Source organism: Cytobacillus dafuensis (assembly GCF_007995155.1).
GTDB classification, from domain to species: Bacteria; Bacillota; Bacilli; order Bacillales; family Cytobacillaceae; genus Cytobacillus; species Cytobacillus dafuensis.
In genome coordinates this window covers 112,032-131,928 of sequence record NZ_CP042593.1, presented here as the reverse complement: position 1 = coordinate 131,928, position 19,897 = coordinate 112,032, and the positions used below count along the sequence as shown (strand labels likewise).

Here is a 19,897-nt window from a genome sequence, read left to right as displayed (position 1 = left end):
TCCAGCAAGCATTGCAAATTCATTATTATTCTATTGTTACGGCGTCCTCGATAACCTCTTCATTTGTGTAAGGCTCAGCTCGACGATAGCGCTGCATTCCCGTTCCAGCTGGAACAAGTTTTCCAATGATAACATTTTCCTTTAATCCTAATAATTCATCACGTTTTCCTTTAATGGCTGCATCCGTAAGAACTCTTGTTGTTTCTTGGAAGGATGCCGCAGATAGGAATGAATCTGTTTCAAGAGATGCTTTCGTAATTCCAAGCAACACTGGACGACCTGTCGCTGGCAATTTACCTGATAGAAGTGCTTTTTCATTTGCATCTGTAAATTGATGAATGTCAAGCAGTGTACCTGGAAGGACATCTGTTTCAGCAGCATCGATGACACGAACTTTACGAAGCATTTGACGTACCATTACTTCGATATGCTTATCGCCGATTTCTACCCCTTGCATACGGTATACTTTTTGAACTTCACGCAGTAAATACTCTTGAACAGCTGTAACGTCCTTCACTCTAATTAATTCTTTCGGATCAATTGAGCCCTCTGTTAGTTCCTGTCCACACTCTACAGTGTCATTAATTGACACTTTTAGACGAGCCGTGTATGGAGCTGTATATGTGCGGGACTCCACTTCCCCTTGAACAATTATTTCGTGTTGACGGTCGCGGCCTTCATTAATTCCAACTACGACACCATCAATTTCAGTGATAATTGCCAGACCTTTAGGATTCCGTGCTTCAAACAATTCCTGAATACGCGGTAAACCTTGTGTAATATCATCTCCAGCAACTCCACCTGTATGGAATGTACGCATCGTTAACTGAGTTCCCGGCTCACCGATAGATTGTGCAGCGATAATACCAACTGCTTCACCTACTTCAACCTCTTGACCAGTTGCTAAATTACGGCCATAACACTTCTTACACACACCATGACGTGTATTACATGTAAAGGCAGAGCGAATCCAAACCTCTTGAACGTTTGCATTTGTAACTTCCTCAGCAAGATCTTCAGTAATTAGACCATTTTCAGGAATAATCACTTCTTTTGTTTCTGGATGTCTTATTGCTTTTCTGGCATATCTGCCGATTAGACGCTCTTCAAGTGTCTCAATAATCTCAGTGCCATCTTTTAAAGCACTAATTAATAAACCACGATCTGTTCCGCAATCATCTTCACGAACGATGACATCTTGTGCTACATCTACTAAACGACGAGTTAAGTAACCAGAGTCAGCTGTTTTTAATGCTGTATCGGCAAGACCTTTACGAGCACCGTGAGTAGAAATAAAGTATTCTAATACCGTTAAACCTTCACGGAAACTTGATTTAATTGGCAACTCAATAATACGTCCAGCTGGGTTGGCCATCAGACCACGCATACCCGCTAATTGAGTAAAGTTAGATGCGTTACCACGGGCACCAGAGTCACTCATCATAAAGATTGGGTTCGATTTTTCAAGGGACTTCATTAGTTTTTCTTGGATTGAATCCTTTGCAGCACTCCAAATCGAAATTACACGATCATAGCGCTCGTCTTCAGTAATAAGACCACGTCTGAATTGCTTCATAACATTGTCAACTTTAACTTGAGCTTCATGAATGATTTGTTTCTTCTCTCCTAGGACAACGATATCGGAAACCCCGACCGTAATACCAGCTTTTGTAGAGTGTTTGAAACCTAAATCTTTCATGCGATCAAGCATTTTAGACGTTTCTGTAATCTTGTAACGTTTGAATACTTCTGCAATGATATTTCCAAGGATCTTCTTCTTAAATGGATCCACAAGCGGCATTTCTCGAATAATAGAAAGTACTTCTTGACCTTTTTCCACAAAATACTTAGCTGGAGTTTCCACCTCAAGATTTTGTCTTGTAGGTTCATTAATATACGGGAATGACGCTGGTAAAATCTCATTAAAAATAAGCTTTCCTACTGTTGTAATCAATAGCTTTTGATTTTGTTCTGGTGTAAATTGCGGATTCTTTAAGGAGCCAGCATGAACAGCTACACGCGTATGCAAATGAACATATCCATTTTGATAAGCTAGAAGCGCTTCATTGATATCCTTAAAGATCATACCTTCCCCAACAGCGCCATCTCTTTCCAGTGTCAGATAGTAGTTACCTAATACCATATCCTGAGAAGGAGTAACAACCGGTTTTCCATCTTTCGGGTTCAAGATATTTTGAGCTGCAAGCATTAATAGACGTGCTTCAGCTTGAGCCTCAGATGAAAGAGGAACGTGAACAGCCATTTGGTCACCATCAAAGTCAGCGTTGTAAGCTGTACATACGAGCGGGTGAAGACGAATCGCACGACCCTCAACCAATGTTGGTTCGAATGCTTGAATTCCCAATCTATGAAGAGTTGGAGCACGGTTAAGAAGAACTGGATGCTCTTTAATGACACTTTCTAAAACATCCCAAACTTCAGGCTGAACTCTTTCAATTTTACGTTTTGCTGATTTAATATTATGTGATAAGCCTTTTTCTACTAACTCTTTCATGACGAATGGCTTAAATAGCTCTAAGGCCATTTCTTTCGGAAGACCACATTGATACATTTTCAAATTCGGTCCAACAACAATAACCGAACGACCTGAATAGTCTACACGTTTCCCTAATAGGTTTTGACGGAAGCGGCCTTGCTTTCCTTTTAGCATATGGGAAAGCGATTTTAACGGACGATTTCCTGGACCTGTTACTGGACGGCCACGACGACCATTATCGATCAGTGCATCGACTGCTTCTTGAAGCATCCGTTTTTCGTTTTGAACAATAATACTAGGCGCACCAAGATCCAATAATCGTTTTAAACGGTTATTTCGGTTAATGACACGACGGTATAAATCGTTCAAATCAGATGTAGCAAAACGGCCACCATCAAGTTGAACCATCGGACGAAGCTCTGGCGGTATAACAGGAAGAACATCAAGGATCATCCATGATGGCTCATTGCCTGATCCACGGAATGCTTCTAATACTTCAAGACGCTTAATTGCGCGTGTTCTACGCTGTCCTTGTGCAGTTTTTAATTCTTCTTTCAAAATATCAACTTCTTTATTCAAATCAATATCTGAAAGAAGCTTTTTAATGGACTCTGCACCCATTGAAGCTTGAAACTTATTACCATATTTTTCACGGTACGCACGGTATTCCTTTTCTGATAACAGCTGTTTTTTCTCAAGAGCTGTATCGCCCGACTCCGTTACTACGTAAGAAGCAAAATAAATCACTTCTTCAAGCGCACGAGGAGACATGTCAAGAACAAGTCCCATTCTGCTTGGAATTCCTTTAAAATACCAAATGTGTGAAACTGGAGCTGCAAGTTCAATATGCCCCATTCTTTCACGACGGACCTTTGCACGTGTAACTTCAACACCGCATCGATCACAGACTACACCTTTATAGCGTACACGCTTGTATTTTCCGCAATGGCATTCCCAGTCCTTTGTAGGTCCAAAAATACGCTCACAAAACAAACCATCTTTTTCTGGTTTTAATGTACGATAGTTAATCGTTTCTGGTTTTTTTACCTCACCATGTGACCAAGAACGAATTTTATCTGGTGAAGCAAGACCGATTTTCATATACTCAAAATTATTTACATCTATCAAGGGGCCTACCTCCCTTTTGATCTCCGGGCTATGCCCATATTGCCCATATGAAGCAATTTGGTGCGAATTTAACTCGTTCTAGCGGCCTCCGCTTAAAATTATTAAAAACGGAGGCAATTGAACAGAGGCAAAACATTTATATTATTAATAAAATTTATTCTTTCGTCACTACTTCTTCAGCTTCTGAGTTTTGTGGTTCAGGAGCAATCGCGAAAGACTCAGCTTGCTGCAGGTCTTCGTCATCCTCCGTATCACGCATCTCAATTTCTTTTTCATCGCCTGATAGAATCTTGACATCCATTCCTAAGCTCTGAAGTTCTTTAATTAATACTTTAAATGATTCAGGTACGCCCGGTTCTGGAACATTTTCACCTTTGACGATTGATTCATATGTTTTCACACGTCCAACTACATCGTCAGATTTAACAGTTAAAATTTCCTGTAAAGTATAGGCAGCACCGTATGCTTCAAGCGCCCAAACTTCCATCTCCCCGAAACGCTGTCCACCGAATTGAGCTTTACCGCCCAACGGCTGCTGAGTAACAAGAGAGTAAGGACCTGTAGAACGTGCATGAAGCTTATCATCAACCATGTGTGCAAGCTTAATCATATACATGACACCGACTGATACACGGTTGTCAAATGGTTCTCCAGATCTTCCGTCATAAAGAACCGTCTTCGCGTCTCTAGCCATACCTGCTTCTTCAATCGTTGACCAAACATCTTCCTCCGTCGCACCATCGAAAACAGGGGAAGCAACATGAATACCAAGTGATCTTGCCGCCATACCAAGGTGAAGCTCAAGCACCTGTCCGATATTCATACGTGATGGAACCCCTAGTGGGTTTAACATGATATCAACAGGTGTGCCATCTGGCATATACGGCATATCTTCCTCTGGTAAAATGCGAGAGATAACCCCTTTGTTACCATGTCGTCCAGCCATCTTATCCCCTTCGGAGATTTTACGCTTTTGAACAATGTAGACACGTACAAGCTGATTCACTCCAGGTGGGAGCTCATCACCATCTTCTCGGTTGAATACCTTCACATCAAGGACAATACCGCCTCCACCATGAGGAACACGGAGGGAAGTATCGCGGACTTCACGCGCTTTTTCGCCAAAGATTGCATGTAAAAGTCTTTCTTCTGCTGTTAGTTCTGTCACACCTTTAGGAGTTACTTTACCAACTAAAAGATCTCCATCCTTTACTTCAGCACCAGTACGGATGATTCCACGCTCGTCAAGGTTGCGAAGTGCATCTTCCCCTACGTTCGGAATATCTCGTGTGATTTCTTCTGGTCCAAGCTTTGTATCACGTGATTCTGACTCATATTCTTCAATATGAATAGACGTATATACATCATCTTTAACAAGACGCTCACTCATGATGATCGCATCTTCATAGTTATAGCCATCCCATGTCATGAAGGCAACTAGAACATTACGGCCAAGAGCTAATTCGCCAAGCTCCATAGAAGGACCATCAGCAAGAATCTCACCCTTTGTCACACGATTGCCGACAGCAACAATTGGACGTTGGTTGTAACAAGTTCCCTGATTAGAACGGATGAACTTGAGCATTCTGTATTTATCAAGATCGCCTTTAACTTCTTGGCCATCTACATTAACGATTCTACGAACCCATACTTCACGGGCTTCAACGTGTTCAACAATTCCCTCATGCTTACAGATAACCGCTGCACCAGAGTCTTTTCCTGACACATATTCCATTCCTGTTCCAACTCTTGGTGCTTCTGGCTGCATTAATGGTACAGCTTGACGCTGCATGTTTGCTCCCATTAGGGCACGGTTGGAGTCATCATTCTCAAGGAACGGGATACATGCTGTTGCTGCAGAAACAACTTGCTTCGGCGAAACGTCCATGTAATCGACACGATCACGTGCAACAACTGTGTTTTCACCCTTGAAACGAGCGACTACTTCCTCTTCAAGGAAGGAACCATCATCGCCAAGAAGCACGTTTGCCTGAGCCACTACATAATTATCCTCTTCATCAGCAGTTAAGTAGTCAATACGGTCTGTTACTTTTCCTGTTTCAGGATCAACACGACGGTACGGTGTTTCAATGAACCCGAATCGGTTAACTTTCGCAAATGAAGATAAAGAGTTAATCAATCCAATGTTCGGTCCCTCTGGTGTTTCAATTGGACACATACGGCCATAGTGTGAATAGTGAACGTCACGTACTTCAAACCCTGCTCGTTCACGTGTTAAACCACCTGGTCCTAGTGCAGATAAACGGCGTTTATGCGTTAATTCCGCAAGAGGATTCGTTTGATCCATAAATTGAGATAACTGCGAGCTTCCGAAAAACTCTTTAATTGACGCAATAACAGGTCGAATATTAATTAATTGCTGTGGAGTAATCGTGTTTGTATCTTGAATTGACATTCTTTCTCGTACAACACGTTCCATTCTTGATAAACCGATGCGGAATTGGTTTTGTAAAAGCTCACCAACAGAGCGCAAACGTCTATTTCCTAAATGGTCGATATCATCTGTATCTCCAACTGAATGAAGCAGGTTAAAGAAGTAACTGATTGAAGCAATGATATCTGAAGGTGAAATATTCTTCACTGCTTCTTCAACATAAGCATTTCCAATTACATTAATAGCCTTTTCGCCATCTTCGTTAGGAGCATAAATTTTGATTGATTGTAGAGTGATGTCCTCTTCCACTACTCCGCCATAAAGACTAATCGTCTTAAAACCGATATTCTCCTCTAATTTTGGAAGAATACGATCTAAAGTACGGCGATCAAGGGTAACCCCTTTTTCAGCAATAATCTCGCCTGTTTCCGGATCAACAAGCGTTTCAGCAAGTCGTTGTCCGAATAATCTATTTTTTATGTGGAGCTTTTTATTAATTTTGTATCGACCAACATTCGCTAAATCATAACGCTTAGGGTCAAAAAATCTTGAAATTAATAAGCTTTTTGCATTTTCTACTGTAGGAGGTTCTCCTGGACGAAGGCGCTCATAAATTTCTAATAAAGCCTTATCTGTACCTTCTGTATTATCTTTTTCTAACGTGTTGCGAATGTATTCATTATCTCCAATCAAATCAATGATTTCTTGATCAGAGCCGAATCCAAGGGCACGCAAAAGAACCGTAACGGGCAGTTTCCGAGTACGATCTATTCTAACGTAAACGACATCCTTGGCATCTGTTTCATACTCAAGCCAAGCGCCGCGGTTCGGGATTACAGTTGCTGTAAAGCCTTTTTTCCCGTTTTTATCTAGTTTTCCACTAAAGTATACACTTGGTGAACGCACTAATTGCGAAACGATAACACGTTCCGCTCCATTAATTACAAATGTACCTGTTTCTGTCATAAGCGGGAAGTCACCCATAAAGACATCCTGGTCTTTAACTTCGCCTGTTTCTTTGTTTACAAGACGCACTTTCACACGCAATGGTGCAGAATATGTAACATCTCGTTCTTTCGATTCCTCAACGGAATACTTTGGATCGCCAAGGCTGTAATCAATAAATTCAAGCGACAAATTACCAGTAAAGTCTTCAATCGGAGAAATGTCCTGGAACATTTCACGTAAACCCTCATCAAGAAACCATTGATAAGAAGAGGTTTGGATTTCGATTAGATTTGGTAATTCTAAAACTTCACTGATTCGTGCGTAACTCCTACGTTGGCGGTGTCGTCCATACTGAACAAGTTGACCTATCAACTGATTCACCCCTCAAATCAAGCGTTTTTATAATAAAAGCGGAAGCACCTTGCCTAGGAGCAACAAACATAAGACAAACCCGCGAAAAGTTGTCCTTTAACCTTTTGACGGATTGTCTTATGACCTCAAGCTCCTAGGCGCTGTAGCTATACAGCTTTCACTTATCATAAGACAAAAAGAAAAAGGGTTTTTAAGTCAAAAACCACATTTTCACATTACGACTATTATTTTGTCATTATTTCCCGTTAATGCTAATTTTATACAGTGTTTGTGTATTTTAGGAATTAAACGGAAAATATTATGTTGGCATTATATAACGTTAACATAAGAAAAAAGTCAAGTCAATCTTTTTTTGCTCTTAAAATATAATAGCCTTTTCTCTTTTCAACCGTCTCTACATCACCAAATAACTCTGTTAGCTTTTCAATAGCAGAAGGTGCTCCTTGCTTTTTTTGAATAACTACCCAGAGATCGCCGCCAGGCAATAATTTATTGTAGCTCTGCTCGAAAATATCATGGACAACTTTTTTTCCAGCACGAATTGGCGGATTGGTCAAAATAGCAGCAAACTTCTCGCTCTTCACATTCTCCAAACGGTCACTTTCATAAATACATACATTCTTGATATTATTTAACTCTGCATTTTCTCTTGCAAGACCTATCGCTCGAGAATTGACATCAACCATGTGGACAAGCCGGTTATTCATAAGCTTAGCTGCTGAAAGTCCAATTGGACCGTATCCACAGCCGACATCAAGGATATCCCCCTCTATCTCTGGTTGTTTAAACACATCAATGAGTAATCTTGATCCAAAATCAACTTCACTTTTTGAGAAAACACCATTATCCGTTTTAAAGCGAAACACATGATTATTAAGAGTAAAACTCCAATACTTCGGATTGCTATCCGTACTTTGTGTTTTGGAATAGTAATGTTCTGACATGAGAAAGTCACCTCCAGCGGAGAATCAATTGTAGAAATAAAGAGAGGTAATAAAAATCACTTTCTTATTCTTTTAAAAAAAGCTCGCTAAATAGCGAGCTTTTTTATATCTATATTACTTAACTTCAACGCCAGCTCCAACTTCTTCAAGTTTAGCTTTGATTTCTTCAGCTTCTTCTTTAGAAGCGCCTTCTTTGATTGGTTTTGGAGTGTTATCAACAAGTTCTTTTGCTTCTTTAAGTCCAAGACCAGTGATTTCACGAACAACTTTGATAACTTTGATTTTTTGATCGCCTGCAGAAGCAAGGATTACATCAAAGTCAGTTTTTTCTTCAGCAGCTCCACCAGCAGCAGCTCCACCCATAACAGCTACAGGAGCTGCAGCAGTTACACCAAATTCTTCTTCGATAGCTTTTACTAAGTCGTTTAATTCTAAAACAGTCATATTTTTAACTGCTTCAATGATTTGTTCTTTAGTCATTTTAAAGTTCCTCCTTATATTTGGTTTGAATTTAATAGTTAAAGCTTAAGATCAACTTACGCGCCTTGTTCTTCTTTTTGGTCTGCAACAGCTTTTGCAGCAAGAGCAAGGTTGCGGATAGGTGCTTGAAGAACGCTGAGTAGCATAGATAGTAAACCTTCGCGAGATGGTAGTTCCGCAAGAGCCTTAACATCTTCTGCTGTAGCAACAGTTCCTTCGATTACACCAGCTTTAATTTCAAGTGCATCGTGCTTTTTCGCAAAATCATTAATGATTTTTGCTGGAGCAACTACGTCTTCAGTACTGAATGCGACCGCATTTGGACCAGTTAAGAATTCGTTTAAACCAGAAAGTTCAGCAGCCTCTGCAGCACGGCGTGTTAAAGTATTTTTGTATACTTTGAATTCAACACCAGCTTCACGAAGCTGTTTACGAAGTTCAGTAACTTCCGCAACAGTTAGACCACGATAATCAACAACAACCGTTGATGCGCTTGCTTTAAACTTATCAGCAATTTCTCCTACGATTTGTTTCTTTTGTTCGATAACGCTGCTCATCTTTACACCTCCTGTAGAATTTCTGCATTTATACCGACAAATAAAAACCTCCACATCAGTAGTAGACGTGGAGGGAGTATACAATAGGAATTAAATCAAATAATCTATCGTATGACCTCGGCAGGATATTAAGCATGAAGCACCTGCTGTCTACGGTACAAATGGTATTATATTTTAACAACAAAATACATAATACTAGATGTATTTTTGTATGTCAATCTTTTAATGATATTACCAATTATTACTTAACAGTAACTGTTGATGGATCTACTTTTACGCCAGGTCCCATAGTTGAAGTAACAGAAACGTTCTTCATGTAAGTACCTTTTGCAGCAGCAGGCTTAACTTTAAGCATTGTATCGAAAATTGTATTGAAGTTTTCGATTAGCTTATCGTTTTCAAATGAAACTTTACCGATAGGAACATGGATATTACCAGCTTTATCAGTACGGTATTCCACTTTACCAGCTTTGATTTCATTTACAGCTTTTTCAACATCAAATGTAACTGTGCCTGTTTTTGGGTTTGGCATTAAGCCTTTTGGTCCTAATACACGACCAAGCTTACCAACTTCACCCATCATGTCAGGTGTTGCTACGATAACATCAAAATCGAACCAACCTTGGTTGATTTTGTTGATGAAATCTGCATCGCCTACAAAATCTGCACCAGCAGCTTCTGCTTCCTTCGCTTTTTCACCCTTCGCAAATACTAGAACACGTTGAGTTTTACCAGTTCCGTTTGGAAGCACTACTGCTCCACGGATATTTTGGTCAGCTTTCTTAGGATCAATTCCTAAACGGAAAGCAACTTCTACAGTTGCATCAAATTTAGTGAAGTTTGTTTTCTTAGCAAGTTCAATCGCTTCTGCAATTGGGTATGCTTTTGTATTGTCTACAAGCTTGGCAGCTTCAACATACTTCTTACCTTTTTTAGCCATTATTATTTCCTCCTTGATTGTGGTTTTAGCGGAATAACCTCCCACGCAAGAAAAACGCTACACGTTTTTCACGTCAGAGCTAGACGCAATAAAGGTTGCGCGTGAAACCAAATTCAGCAACGCAACCTAAATCAACAACCTACTCTTGAAACACGCGATTAGTCTTCGATAACGATACCCATGCTGCGTGCAGTACCTTCTACCATTAACATTGCAGCTTCTACGCTTGCAGCGTTAAGGTCAGGCATCTTTGTTTCAGCAATCTCGCGTACCTTGTCACGCTTGACTGTTGCTACTTTATTACGGTTTGGTTCACCAGAACCAGACTCGATTCCAGCTGCTTTCTTAAGAAGTACAGCAGCAGGCGGAGTTTTCGTAATAAATGTAAATGAACGGTCTTCAAAAACCGTAATTTCAACAGGAATGATTAGGCCAGCTTGTTCAGCTGTACGTGCGTTAAATTCCTTACAGAATCCCATGATATTAACACCCGCTTGACCTAGTGCCGGTCCAACTGGTGGTGCAGGGTTTGCTTTACCTGCAGGGATTTGTAACTTTACAAGTTTGATTACTTTTTTAGCCACGAGACACACCTCCTTAAAGTCCGTGATGTGGTAATAGGGGATTTCCCCTCCCACTCAACTTATAGTCTTTATATAAAGATAAAGAACACAACAATTGTCCGGTCTCATTTTCTGAGACATACTGACCTATGAAATGTTATCACTTTTTAAAGTCAATTTCAAGTTTTTTTCAAAAAATAGAAAGGGTGACTTTTAAAATTAGAGAATTGTCTTGTTTCGACTTATAGTTTTTCAATTTGTGAAAAATCAAGTTCTACTGGCGTATCACGGCCAAACATATTAACAAGAACCTTGATCTTCGCTTTGTCTTTATCAATATCTTCAATAGAACCTGTGAAGTTAGCAAATGGTCCTTCTTTAACCTGTACCATTTCCCCTAATTCAAATTTAATGTCGACTCGTTTTTCTTCAACACCCATCCGTTTCAAAATAACATTGACCTCTTCGGGTAATAATGGAGTCGGTTTGGAACCAGAGCCAGCTGATCCAACAAAGCCTGTAACACCTGGCGTATTTCTCACGACATACCATGAATCATCTGTCATGACAATTTCAACAAGCACATAACCAGGGAAAACTTTACGTTTTACAACTTTCTTTTTACCGTTTTTGAAATCTGTTTCTTCTTCTTCCGGCACAATGACACGGAAAATCTTATCTTGCATCCCCATAGATTCTACACGCTTCTCCAGGTTTGCCTTTACTTTATTTTCGTAACCAGAGTACGTATGAACAACATACCAATTCTTTTCCATTTAAGAGGACTCGCTCGTCCTTCCCTCCCTGTATAAATAAATAATTTTAACCAAATAAAAAACCCGTTTCCGGGCTTTGCAAAAGTTTCCTGTGATATTCTCCATTATACCATGGACATACAGGGATTATTCAAGAATAATACGAATCAATTCAGAAATACCAAAATCAACCACTGTAAAAAACACAGCAAAAAAAGCTACAGTTGCTATAACTGTTATTGTGTAGCTAGTCAGCTCTTTGCGTTTCGGCCAGCTGACCTTTCTCATTTCTCGTGCGATATCGCGAAAAAAATTCAAGATGCGTTGCATACTGCAACCTCCCCACTCCCAAGAGATATATCCATAATCTATAAATAACTATAATTACTTTGTTTCACGATGGATGGTATGATTACTGCATGTTTTACAATACTTCTTAAGCTCTAAACGATCGGTTTCCTTATTACTCATTGTTGAATAATTTCTAGAACCGCATTCCTCGCAAGCTAGTACCACTTTTTTTCTCATTGCTTCACCTACTAAAAGACTTCAACGTCCTTAAAACTTTATCACGGACGATAAATGATGTCAATAACAGTGAAAGCTGGAAGAAAGAGTGTTAGATGATCAGAATACGACTTATAAAGAAATTTCGCGGACCTCTAAATACCTTTCAAGCTTTCGCTTCACTCTTTGCAGAGCATTATCAATGGACTTGACATGACGATTCAGTTCTTCAGAAATTTCTTGATAGGATTGCCCATCTAAATAGAGGGAGAGTACTTTTCGTTCAAGATCACTTAGAAGCTCAGACATTTTTACTTCAATGTGATCGAACTCTTCTTGATTAATAATTAATTCTTCAGGATCCATTACCTTTGCACCCGAAATCACATCCATTAATGTCCGATCAGACTCTTCATCATAGATCGGCTTGTCCAAAGACACGTATGAATTTAACGGGATATGCTTTTGCCTTGTTGCGGTTTTAATAGCCGTGATAATTTGTCTCGTTATGCACAGCTCTGCAAACGCTTTAAATGAAGATAGCTTGTCCTCTTTAAAATCACGAATGGCCTTATATAAACCAATCATTCCTTCTTGAACAATATCTTCCTTGTCTGCACCAATTAAAAAGTAAGATCTGGCTTTTGCACGCACAAAATTACGGTACTTATGAATTAAATAATCTAACGCTTCACTCTCGCCTTTGTGCACTAAATCAATCAGTTCTTCATCTTCAAGCTGCACATACTCTAAATTATTCTCGTCGAATGTTTTCAAGTCAGTATCCACTAAGATCCCCCCGACCGCACAAGCATAGATAGATAGAAATATTATACAGTAGGATTTTTTCCAGCGTCAACCATTCATTGCTGCCCCCGACGCCATTTTTCAAAAATTTCTGCCATTTCTTCGCTAATTGGAAGTTTCGAGAAGGGTTTATTTGCTTGAATTTTCTTTACTTTTTTCTCTATTCGATTTTCAATTGAATTCATTTCATTTAATAATTCTCTTGATGACTTTCGTAATGCCCCCTGGCCAAATATAGCCCATTGCTCTGTATAGTCGGAGGTCGCTACATGAACTTGAGTTTTTCTATTATTTAAGCTAATAGCCAGCTTTTCAATTCGCTCATCAGCCGTTTCATTCGTTCGTGTAAAAATCACTTCAACCTTGGAATCTTTATATTTTTTTTCGGTTCCTTTCACAAAATGAGCGTCAAATACGACAATCACTCTATATCCAGAATATCCTTGGTACTCTGCCATTTTTTCGATTAATCGGTCTCTAGCTGAAGATAGATCCTTTTTCTTCAGCTCTCTTAGTTCCGGCCAAGCACCGATTACGTTATAACCGTCGACAAGTAGGATGTCCATTTTTATCCCTCTAGAGGATGTCGTTTCCGATAAACCTCATACATTAAAAGAGCAGCCGCAACGGATGCATTCAATGATGTGACATGACCTGCCATCGGCAAATGGATAAGGAAATCACATTTATCCCGAATCAACCGCCCCATCCCCTTGCCTTCACTGCCAATAACTAACCCTAGCGGCAAGCTTCCATCAAAGCGGCGGTAATCTTCACTGCCTTTTGCATCTGTCCCTGCGATCCAGACGCCTTTCTCCTTTAATTCATCTATCGTTCTTGCCATATTTGTCACTCGAACAACCGGAATATGTTCTATCGCACCAGTTGAAGCCTTTGCAACAGTTGCAGTCAATCCTACAGCTCTCCTCTTCGGGATGATGATTCCATGAGCACCTACCGCATCAGCCGTTCTCATGATCGATCCTAGATTATGAGGGTCCTCAATTTCATCCAATAACAAGAAGAAGGGCGCTTCATTCTTCCTTTCAGCAGCATGAAATAAGTCATCCATTTCGGCATATTGATAGGCTGCAACTTGAGCTACCACACCTTGATGATTTCCTTCTGCCATCTGATCTAATTTTTTCTTTGGAACAAATTGAACGAATACATTCGAGGCTTTCGCAAGCCCGATAACCTGCTGCATTTGTCCGCTTTGGGATCCTTCTGCAATAAAAATTTTATTAATATCCCGTCCTGATTTAAGCGCTTCAATGACAGGGTTTTTTCCCATTATTAAATCTTGGCTCATATTATTGTGTCTCCTTTCTTTTGTTCAACCATTTGAAAAGCAGCCACAATTATTTTTTCAAGCCGCTCCTCATTACCTGATAAATATAAATAGCCGATCAGTGATTCGAACGCAGTGCCATATCGATAGGTTTGGACATCTGTATTCTTTGGAACAGTGCCTGATTTTGCATTTCTTCCCCTTTTGACAACGGCTATTTCTTCTTCTGTCAGCCAATCAGAATCTAACATTTGGTGAATGATGGCTGATTGAGCTTTAGCTGATACATAATGGGTTGCTTCCCTATGCAATTGATTAGGCCTAACCTTTCCACATTGGATAAGATGTCTGCGGACATAGATTTCAAAAACAGCGTCGCCCATATAAGCAAGGGCGAGGCTGTTTAATTGTTTCTCATCGATTTTTTGATCATAATGGAGCATTGCCTATCCTCTTTTCCATCTAATGCCTTGAGGTGTATCTTCAAGAATGATGTTCATATCTTTCAGTTGATCACGGATTTGGTCGGCTAATTGGAAGTTTCGATCCTTACGTGCTTGAATACGCTCTTCAATTAATCGCTCAATCTCCTCATCCAGTAAATCCTCTTTCTGAACATCAAGAGAAAGCCCGAGCACTTGGAAAAGATCCTCAAATTCCTTTGTAAACGCCTCAATAACTTGTACGGAGGTGTTTTTCTCCATTACATAATAATTCGCCAATTTCGAAAGCTCAAAGAGGACGGATATGCCATTTGCTGTATTGAAGTCGTCATCCATCTCCTTGATAAATTCCTCATGAAAGGCAGAAATTTTCTCAAGCCATTCTTCGTTATTATCAGTTAAATCAGCACTTGATTCTTGACGATGCTTTAAGTTTTGATAGGATGTTGTAATTCTCTCTAATCCAGCACGCGTATTTTCCAATAATTCCTCACTATAGTTAATTGGATTGCGATAATGAACAGATAGCATAAAGAATCGCAGAACCTGTGGATCATGCTTTTTAATAATGTCATGGACAAGTACAAAGTTGCCAAGCGATTTGGACATTTTTTCATTATCGATATTGATATAGCCATTATGCATCCAATATTGGGCAAATGTTTTGCCGCTAACAGCTTCTGATTGTGCGATTTCATTCTCGTGGTGAGGAAAGGCTAGGTCCTGTCCGCCTGCGTGAATATCAATTGTTTCACCTAAATATTTTTTTGCCATCGCGGAGCATTCAATGTGCCAGCCTGGTCTTCCTTTCCCCCATGGACTGTCCCAATAAATTTCTCCTTCTTTTGCTGCCTTCCATAGAGCAAAATCGAGAGCGTCCTCCTTCTTTTCTCCTACTGCAATACGGGCACCTAACCGCAGATCATCAACGGATTGGTGTGAAAGCTTCCCATACTCATTAAATTTACGGGTATGGTAGTAGACATCTCCTTCAGACTCGTATGCATATCCTTTTTCAATTAAGGCTTCAATAAACTCTATAATGATATCCATGTTCTCGGTTACTCTTGGGTGCACATCAGCACGTTTGCATCCAAGGGCGGAAACATCAGCATAATAAGCGTCAATAAAGCGGTCCGCAATCGCTGGAACCTCTTCTCCTAGCTCTTTTGCCACGCGGATTAATTTATCATCCACATCAGTGAAATTCGAAATATACTTAACATCATAACCTCTATATTCAAAATACCTTCTTACTGTATCAAAAACAATTGGCGGCCTTGCATTTCCTATATGAATATAATTATAAACGGTCGGACCGCACACATACATTTTTACCTGCCCTTCTTCTAAAGGGATAAAAGGTTCTTTTTTCCTCGTCAATGTATTATAAATTTGAATGGTCATTAACCATACTCCTTTCTTTTCTTAAGCTCTCTATTTCAATGCTTAATTTAGCTATTTCACTTTCCAACTCTTTAAATCGGTCTGCAATTGGGTCTGGCAGGTCGCAGTGATTTAAATCCTTTCTTATCTTAACCCCATCTTGAACTTTTACTTTTCCTGGAATACCAACAACAGTTGCATTAGGAGGCACTTCATGGAGTACGACAGATCCTGCTCCAATTTTTGAGTTCTCTCCAATAGTAATGGATCCAAGTACCTTTGCTCCTGTAGCAATTAGAGCATTGTCTTTAATTGTTGGGTGACGCTTTCCTTTTTCCTTACCGGTTCCCCCTAATGTTACTCCCTGAAAAACGGTCACATTATCGCCTATTTCACAAGTCTCCCCAATCACGACTCCCATTCCATGATCGATGAAAAAGCGCCTGCCAATTTTTGCACCGGGGTGGATTTCAATCCCTGTGAAAAAACGGCTCATTTGTGAGATGACTCTTGCAAGAAAATATAGCTTTCTTTTAAAAAGTGCATGGGCAATTCGATGTGCCCAAATGGCGTGCAAGCCTGAATAAGTTAATATTACTTCTAAATAACTTCTTGCAGCAGGATCCTGTTCAAACACGACCTCTATATCTTCTTTAAGCCTTTTAAACATTATTCCATCCCCTCCTTTCAAATTGAATATTCAATGGTTCTTTTTACTAAAAAATTTCTACGTTCGATAATGAAGTTATGCTTTTCTTGTAGCAAAATTAGTTTTTTTAAATAGTATTTTCCGGGAAATTATTATTTCCTAACAAAATAAAAAAGCGCCCCTGTCAATAATAGACAGAGACGCTTGGCACGCGGTTCCACTCTGTTTAGACTCAAAGAGAGTCTCAACTTTTACTTGTTAACGGATTAGTTCCGCTCATTTTTACTAGAAAAGGATCAGGCAATTAGCACTATGCGTACAAAATTGTTTCCTTTCTCCATTCGTTCGAAACGAGGCTCAGAGGGGCACTTCAGAACAATGAGAGGCCTAAACCACTTTCAGCCGGTGATGGTTCTCTCTAAAAAGCTTCATGCTCTTACTTTTCCTCTTCTACACTTTCAATTATGGAATTACTTATTACTATATTACATTTTCAGCAATATGTTAACCCAAAATACTCATTAAGCGATTTTTTACTTTTTCCTTTCCAAAAAGCTCAATCGCTTGTGGAAGGTCTGGGCCATGAGTTTGTCCTGTTATCGCTACACGTATTGGCATAAAGAGCTTCTTCCCTTTATGGCCAGTTGCCTTTTGCACAGCTTTCATAGCTGCCTTAATCTCATCCGCTTTAAACTCGTTCAAGCTATCAATTTCATGTAAAAAGGCCGATAGCACTTCTGGAACTTGCTCTTCCTCAATAACAGCTTTCGCCTCTTCATCCATAGTTGTTTTTTCACTAAAGAATATATCTGATAGCTCTACGATTTCAGCACCATAGCTCATTTTTTCTTGATATAGAGCAATGAGGCTTGTTACCCATTGGGCTTCCATTTCAGACATATTTTCGTTAACTCGGCCAGCCTTAACAAGGTGAGGCAGAGAGATCTTCACAAGCTTATCAATATCAAGCTTCTTCAAGTACTGATTATTCATCCAAGTTAGCTTTTGCTTATCAAAAAGAGCTGGCGATTTCGATAAACGATTCGCATCGAAAATGTTTATAAATTCATCCTTCGAGAAAATTTCTTCCTCTCCCGACGGGGACCAGCCTAAAAGGGCAATAAAGTTGAAAAGGGCTTCAGGCAAATAGCCAAGTTCTTCATATTGCTCAATAAATTGAATAATCGACTCATCACGCTTACTTAATTTCTTGCGGCTTTCATTCACAATTAATGTCATATGCCCGAAAATAGGAGCCTTCCAGCCCAATGCATCATAAATCATTAATTGTTTTGGTGTATTAGAGATGTGGTCATCTCCTCTTAATACATGGGAAATTTGCATTAAATAATCATCAATGGTCACGGCAAAATTATAGGTTGGTGTACCATCCTTTTTAACAATCACGTGATCGCCAATCCCATCTGATTCAAAGGAAACATTTCCTTTCACCATATCATCAAATGTAAATACTTTGCCTTTTGGAACCATAAAACGAATGCTCGGCTGTCTTCCTTCAGCTTCAAGCTTTGCTCGTTCTTCCGGTGATAGATGGCGACACTTGCCGGAATAAGCTGGTGTTTCTCCTTTAGCTGTTTGAGCTTCACGTTCAGCCTCTAGCTCTTCTTCCGTACAATAGCATTTGTATGCATGGCCTTTTTCAAGGAGCTCATGATAATATTTTTCATAAATGTCATTTCGTTCTGACTGGCGGTAAGGGCCGAAGCCACCATCCTTATCAACACTTTCGTCCCAATCAATACCAAGCCATGTTAAATACTTTAGCTGGCTTTCCTCTCCGCCTTCAATATTACGCTTTTTATCTGTGTCTTCAATACGGATTATAAATTTCCCGCCTTGACTTCTAGCAAATAAATAGTTGAATAATGCTGTACGTGCATTACCGATATGTAAATGTCCAGTTGGACTAGGGGCGTAGCGTACACGAATATCGTTTGACATGACCTGTTTCCTCCTCGAAATTCTTCTCTATTCATTTTATCACCGTGAATCTTTGCTTTAAAGTGGAACTTCCGTCATTGGTCCTTTTTCTTCAATAAAACAGCCACTTGAGAAGCAATCCCTTCTCCTCTGCCAGTAAAACCAAGTTTCTCTGTTGTGGTCGCTTTTACATTAATGTTTTCTATATTTGTTTCTAAAATGCTGGCGATTCTTTCTCTCATTTGCCCAATATATGGAGCCATTTTTGGTTTTTGAGCAATAATGGTGCAATCAGCATTTACAAGCTCATACCCTTTGTCTTTTACAAGCTGCCAGACATGCTCTAATAACTTTGCAGAATCCGCATCTTTAAATTCCGGGTCTGTATCTGGAAAATGCCTGCCGATATCTCCCTCACCGATCGCACCTAGACATGAGTCCGCAACTGTATGTAATAATACATCCGCATCGGAGTGGCCTAACAAGCCTTTTTCATACGGAATTTCTATCCCGCCAATGATTAACGGACGCCCTTCGGTTAATTGATGCACATCAAAGCCTTGTCCAATTCGAAACATCGTATAATCCCCTTTATAAAAAAATAATATTATTGCTCTACCCTTTTACGAATAATGGCTTCAGCAAAATATAAGTCCTCTGGAGTTGTTAGCTTGATATTGTCATAGCTCCCTTCTACAATGACAACATCCTTCCCAAGACGCTCGACTAAACTAGCATCATCGGTCCCGAGAAAATCATCCTCCTCCGCTTTTCGATAAGCCTCAAAAAGAATAGAAAAACGAAAAGCCTGTGGGGTTTGAACCGCCCACAAGCTGGTACGCTCGACCGTTTCAGCAACAAACTTTCCGGTAGCTTTTTTTACCGTATCTTTTACAGGTACTGCTAATATAGCAGCCCCGCTCGTCTTTGCAGCTTCGATCAGTGAACGAAGAAGATTCTTATCAATAAACGGCCTTGCAGCATCATGAACAAGGACAATACCTTCCTGTCTCACTTGTTTTAATGCATTGTAAATACTATGCTGCCTTTCCTTTCCACCCGGAACGAAAGAAGTCACCTTTGTGATTTGATGTCTATCAAGGAGTGACTTCATCTCATCTTCATCTTGAGGATTGACTGCTAGAATAATCCCTTCACAGTCTTCATCCAATTCGAAAACTCTTAATGTATGAATAATAATAGGCAATTGATTAAGCTCTAATAATATTTTATTCTTTCCCGCGCCCATTCTTTTTCCCTGGCCTGCTGCAGGAATAATGACTCGATAAGCCAT

General features: G+C 39.8%; 19 protein-coding genes and 2 other annotated features. All 19 genes read right to left on the bottom strand.

Annotated elements, in window-relative coordinates; all coding sequences use genetic code 11:
- Positions 1-25: 25 nt before the first annotated feature.
- On the bottom strand, positions 26-3,625 hold the full coding sequence (gene rpoC / locus FSZ17_RS00660; protein WP_057776531.1) for a DNA-directed RNA polymerase subunit beta': 3,600 nt from the start codon (positions 3,623-3,625) through the stop codon (positions 26-28).
- Positions 3,626-3,779: 154 nt separating this feature from the next.
- Complete coding sequence (gene rpoB / locus FSZ17_RS00655; RefSeq protein WP_057776530.1) at positions 3,780-7,340, bottom strand: DNA-directed RNA polymerase subunit beta; 3,561 nt, start codon at positions 7,338-7,340, stop codon at positions 3,780-3,782.
- 341 nt (positions 7,341-7,681) lie between these two features.
- Positions 7,682-8,284: a class I SAM-dependent methyltransferase gene (locus tag FSZ17_RS00650; protein ID WP_057776529.1), complete on the bottom strand. Its 603-nt coding sequence runs from the start codon at positions 8,282-8,284 to the stop codon at positions 7,682-7,684.
- 114 nt (positions 8,285-8,398) lie between these two features.
- Entirely contained in the window at positions 8,399-8,764 is a 366-nt protein-coding gene (gene rplL, locus FSZ17_RS00645; RefSeq protein ID WP_057776528.1) for a 50S ribosomal protein L7/L12, read from the bottom strand.
- 56 nt (positions 8,765-8,820) lie between these two features.
- Positions 8,821-9,321: a 50S ribosomal protein L10 gene (gene rplJ / locus FSZ17_RS00640; RefSeq protein WP_057776527.1), complete on the bottom strand. Its 501-nt coding sequence runs from the start codon at positions 9,319-9,321 to the stop codon at positions 8,821-8,823.
- Positions 9,322-9,353: 32 nt separating this feature from the next.
- Positions 9,354-9,495 (bottom strand) — a sequence feature (ribosomal protein L10 leader region).
- A 67-nt stretch (positions 9,496-9,562) separates the two neighbouring features.
- The gene (gene rplA, locus FSZ17_RS00635) at positions 9,563-10,306 is read right to left on the bottom strand and encodes a 50S ribosomal protein L1 (protein WP_322107596.1); all 744 of its coding nucleotides are present in this window, start codon (positions 10,304-10,306) and stop codon (positions 9,563-9,565) included.
- A gap of 113 nt (positions 10,307-10,419) precedes the next feature.
- Positions 10,420-10,845 (bottom strand): 50S ribosomal protein L11, encoded by a 426-nt coding sequence (rplK, locus tag FSZ17_RS00630; RefSeq protein ID WP_057776525.1) that lies wholly within the window; start codon positions 10,843-10,845, stop codon positions 10,420-10,422.
- A gap of 221 nt (positions 10,846-11,066) precedes the next feature.
- Positions 11,067-11,600: a transcription termination/antitermination protein NusG gene (nusG, locus tag FSZ17_RS00625; RefSeq protein ID WP_057776524.1), complete on the bottom strand. Its 534-nt coding sequence runs from the start codon at positions 11,598-11,600 to the stop codon at positions 11,067-11,069.
- Positions 11,601-11,726: 126 nt separating this feature from the next.
- Positions 11,727-11,909 carry a preprotein translocase subunit SecE gene (gene secE, locus FSZ17_RS00620; RefSeq protein WP_057776523.1) on the bottom strand — a complete coding sequence of 61 codons (183 nt, stop codon included), beginning with the start codon at positions 11,907-11,909 and terminating at the stop codon, positions 11,727-11,729.
- Positions 11,910-11,963: 54 nt separating this feature from the next.
- Positions 11,964-12,107, bottom strand: coding sequence for a 50S ribosomal protein L33 (gene rpmG, locus FSZ17_RS00615; protein WP_082625437.1), 144 nt, complete (start codon positions 12,105-12,107; stop codon positions 11,964-11,966).
- Positions 12,108-12,218: 111 nt separating this feature from the next.
- Positions 12,219-12,875: an RNA polymerase sporulation sigma factor SigH gene (gene sigH, locus FSZ17_RS00610; protein WP_057776522.1), complete on the bottom strand. Its 657-nt coding sequence runs from the start codon at positions 12,873-12,875 to the stop codon at positions 12,219-12,221.
- 74 nt (positions 12,876-12,949) lie between these two features.
- The gene (locus FSZ17_RS00605; RefSeq protein WP_057776521.1) at positions 12,950-13,459 is read right to left on the bottom strand and encodes an NYN domain-containing protein; all 510 of its coding nucleotides are present in this window, start codon (positions 13,457-13,459) and stop codon (positions 12,950-12,952) included.
- Between the two features lie 2 nt (positions 13,460-13,461).
- Positions 13,462-14,205, bottom strand: coding sequence for a 23S rRNA (guanosine(2251)-2'-O)-methyltransferase RlmB (gene rlmB, locus FSZ17_RS00600; RefSeq protein ID WP_057776520.1), 744 nt, complete (start codon positions 14,203-14,205; stop codon positions 13,462-13,464).
- Positions 14,202-14,627, bottom strand: a complete 426-nt coding sequence (locus FSZ17_RS00595) for a Mini-ribonuclease 3 (protein ID WP_057776519.1) — start codon at positions 14,625-14,627, stop codon at positions 14,202-14,204. The genes rlmB and FSZ17_RS00595 overlap by 4 nt, the downstream gene beginning before the upstream one ends.
- A 3-nt stretch (positions 14,628-14,630) precedes the next feature.
- Entirely contained in the window at positions 14,631-16,034 is a 1,404-nt protein-coding gene (gene cysS, locus FSZ17_RS00590) for a cysteine--tRNA ligase (protein ID WP_057776518.1), read from the bottom strand.
- Positions 16,015-16,683, bottom strand: a complete 669-nt coding sequence (cysE, locus tag FSZ17_RS00585; RefSeq protein WP_057776517.1) for a serine O-acetyltransferase — start codon at positions 16,681-16,683, stop codon at positions 16,015-16,017. The genes cysS and cysE overlap by 20 nt, the downstream gene beginning before the upstream one ends.
- 172 nt (positions 16,684-16,855) lie before the next feature.
- Positions 16,856-17,124, bottom strand: a binding site (T-box leader).
- A gap of 42 nt (positions 17,125-17,166) precedes the next feature.
- Positions 17,167-18,624: a glutamate--tRNA ligase gene (gene gltX / locus FSZ17_RS00580; RefSeq protein WP_057776516.1), complete on the bottom strand. Its 1,458-nt coding sequence runs from the start codon at positions 18,622-18,624 to the stop codon at positions 17,167-17,169.
- Between the two features lie 74 nt (positions 18,625-18,698).
- A complete protein-coding gene (gene ispF, locus FSZ17_RS00575) occupies positions 18,699-19,181 on the bottom strand; it encodes a 2-C-methyl-D-erythritol 2,4-cyclodiphosphate synthase (protein ID WP_057776515.1) in 483 nt (160 codons plus the stop codon).
- Between the two features lie 29 nt (positions 19,182-19,210).
- Positions 19,211-19,897, bottom strand: coding sequence for a 2-C-methyl-D-erythritol 4-phosphate cytidylyltransferase (gene ispD / locus FSZ17_RS00570; protein WP_057776514.1), 687 nt, complete (start codon positions 19,895-19,897; stop codon positions 19,211-19,213).

What these genes read in the sequence shown, in the direction of transcription:
- nusG (WP_057776524.1), bottom strand. Translation starts at nt 11,600, where the DNA reads ATGGAAAAGAATTGGTATGTTGTTCATACGTACTCTGGTTACGAAAAT.
- secE (WP_057776523.1), bottom strand. Translation starts at nt 11,909, where the DNA reads ATGCAACGCATCTTGAATTTTTTTCGCGATATCGCACGAGAAATGAGA.
- rpmG (WP_082625437.1), bottom strand. Translation starts at nt 12,107, where the DNA reads ATGAGAAAAAAAGTGGTACTAGCTTGCGAGGAATGCGGTTCTAGAAAT.
- ispF (WP_057776515.1), bottom strand. Translation starts at nt 19,181, where the DNA reads ATGTTTCGAATTGGACAAGGCTTTGATGTGCATCAATTAACCGAAGGG.
- FSZ17_RS00595 (WP_057776519.1), bottom strand. Translation starts at nt 14,627, where the DNA reads ATGCTCCATTATGATCAAAAAATCGATGAGAAACAATTAAACAGCCTC.
- cysS (WP_057776518.1), bottom strand. Translation starts at nt 16,034, where the DNA reads ATGACCATTCAAATTTATAATACATTGACGAGGAAAAAAGAACCTTTT.
- gltX (WP_057776516.1), bottom strand. Translation starts at nt 18,624, where the DNA reads ATGTCAAACGATATTCGTGTACGCTACGCCCCTAGTCCAACTGGACAT.
- cysE (WP_057776517.1), bottom strand. Translation starts at nt 16,683, where the DNA reads ATGTTTAAAAGGCTTAAAGAAGATATAGAGGTCGTGTTTGAACAGGAT.
- rplJ (WP_057776527.1), bottom strand. Translation starts at nt 9,321, where the DNA reads ATGAGCAGCGTTATCGAACAAAAGAAACAAATCGTAGGAGAAATTGCT.
- rlmB (WP_057776520.1), bottom strand. Translation starts at nt 14,205, where the DNA reads ATGAGCCAAGATTTAATAATGGGAAAAAACCCTGTCATTGAAGCGCTT.
- FSZ17_RS00605 (WP_057776521.1), bottom strand. Translation starts at nt 13,459, where the DNA reads ATGGACATCCTACTTGTCGACGGTTATAACGTAATCGGTGCTTGGCCG.
- rplL (WP_057776528.1), bottom strand. Translation starts at nt 8,764, where the DNA reads ATGACTAAAGAACAAATCATTGAAGCAGTTAAAAATATGACTGTTTTA.
- ispD (WP_057776514.1), bottom strand. Translation starts at nt 19,897, where the DNA reads ATGGCTTATCGAGTCATTATTCCTGCAGCAGGCCAGGGAAAAAGAATG.
- FSZ17_RS00650 (WP_057776529.1), bottom strand. Translation starts at nt 8,284, where the DNA reads ATGTCAGAACATTACTATTCCAAAACACAAAGTACGGATAGCAATCCG.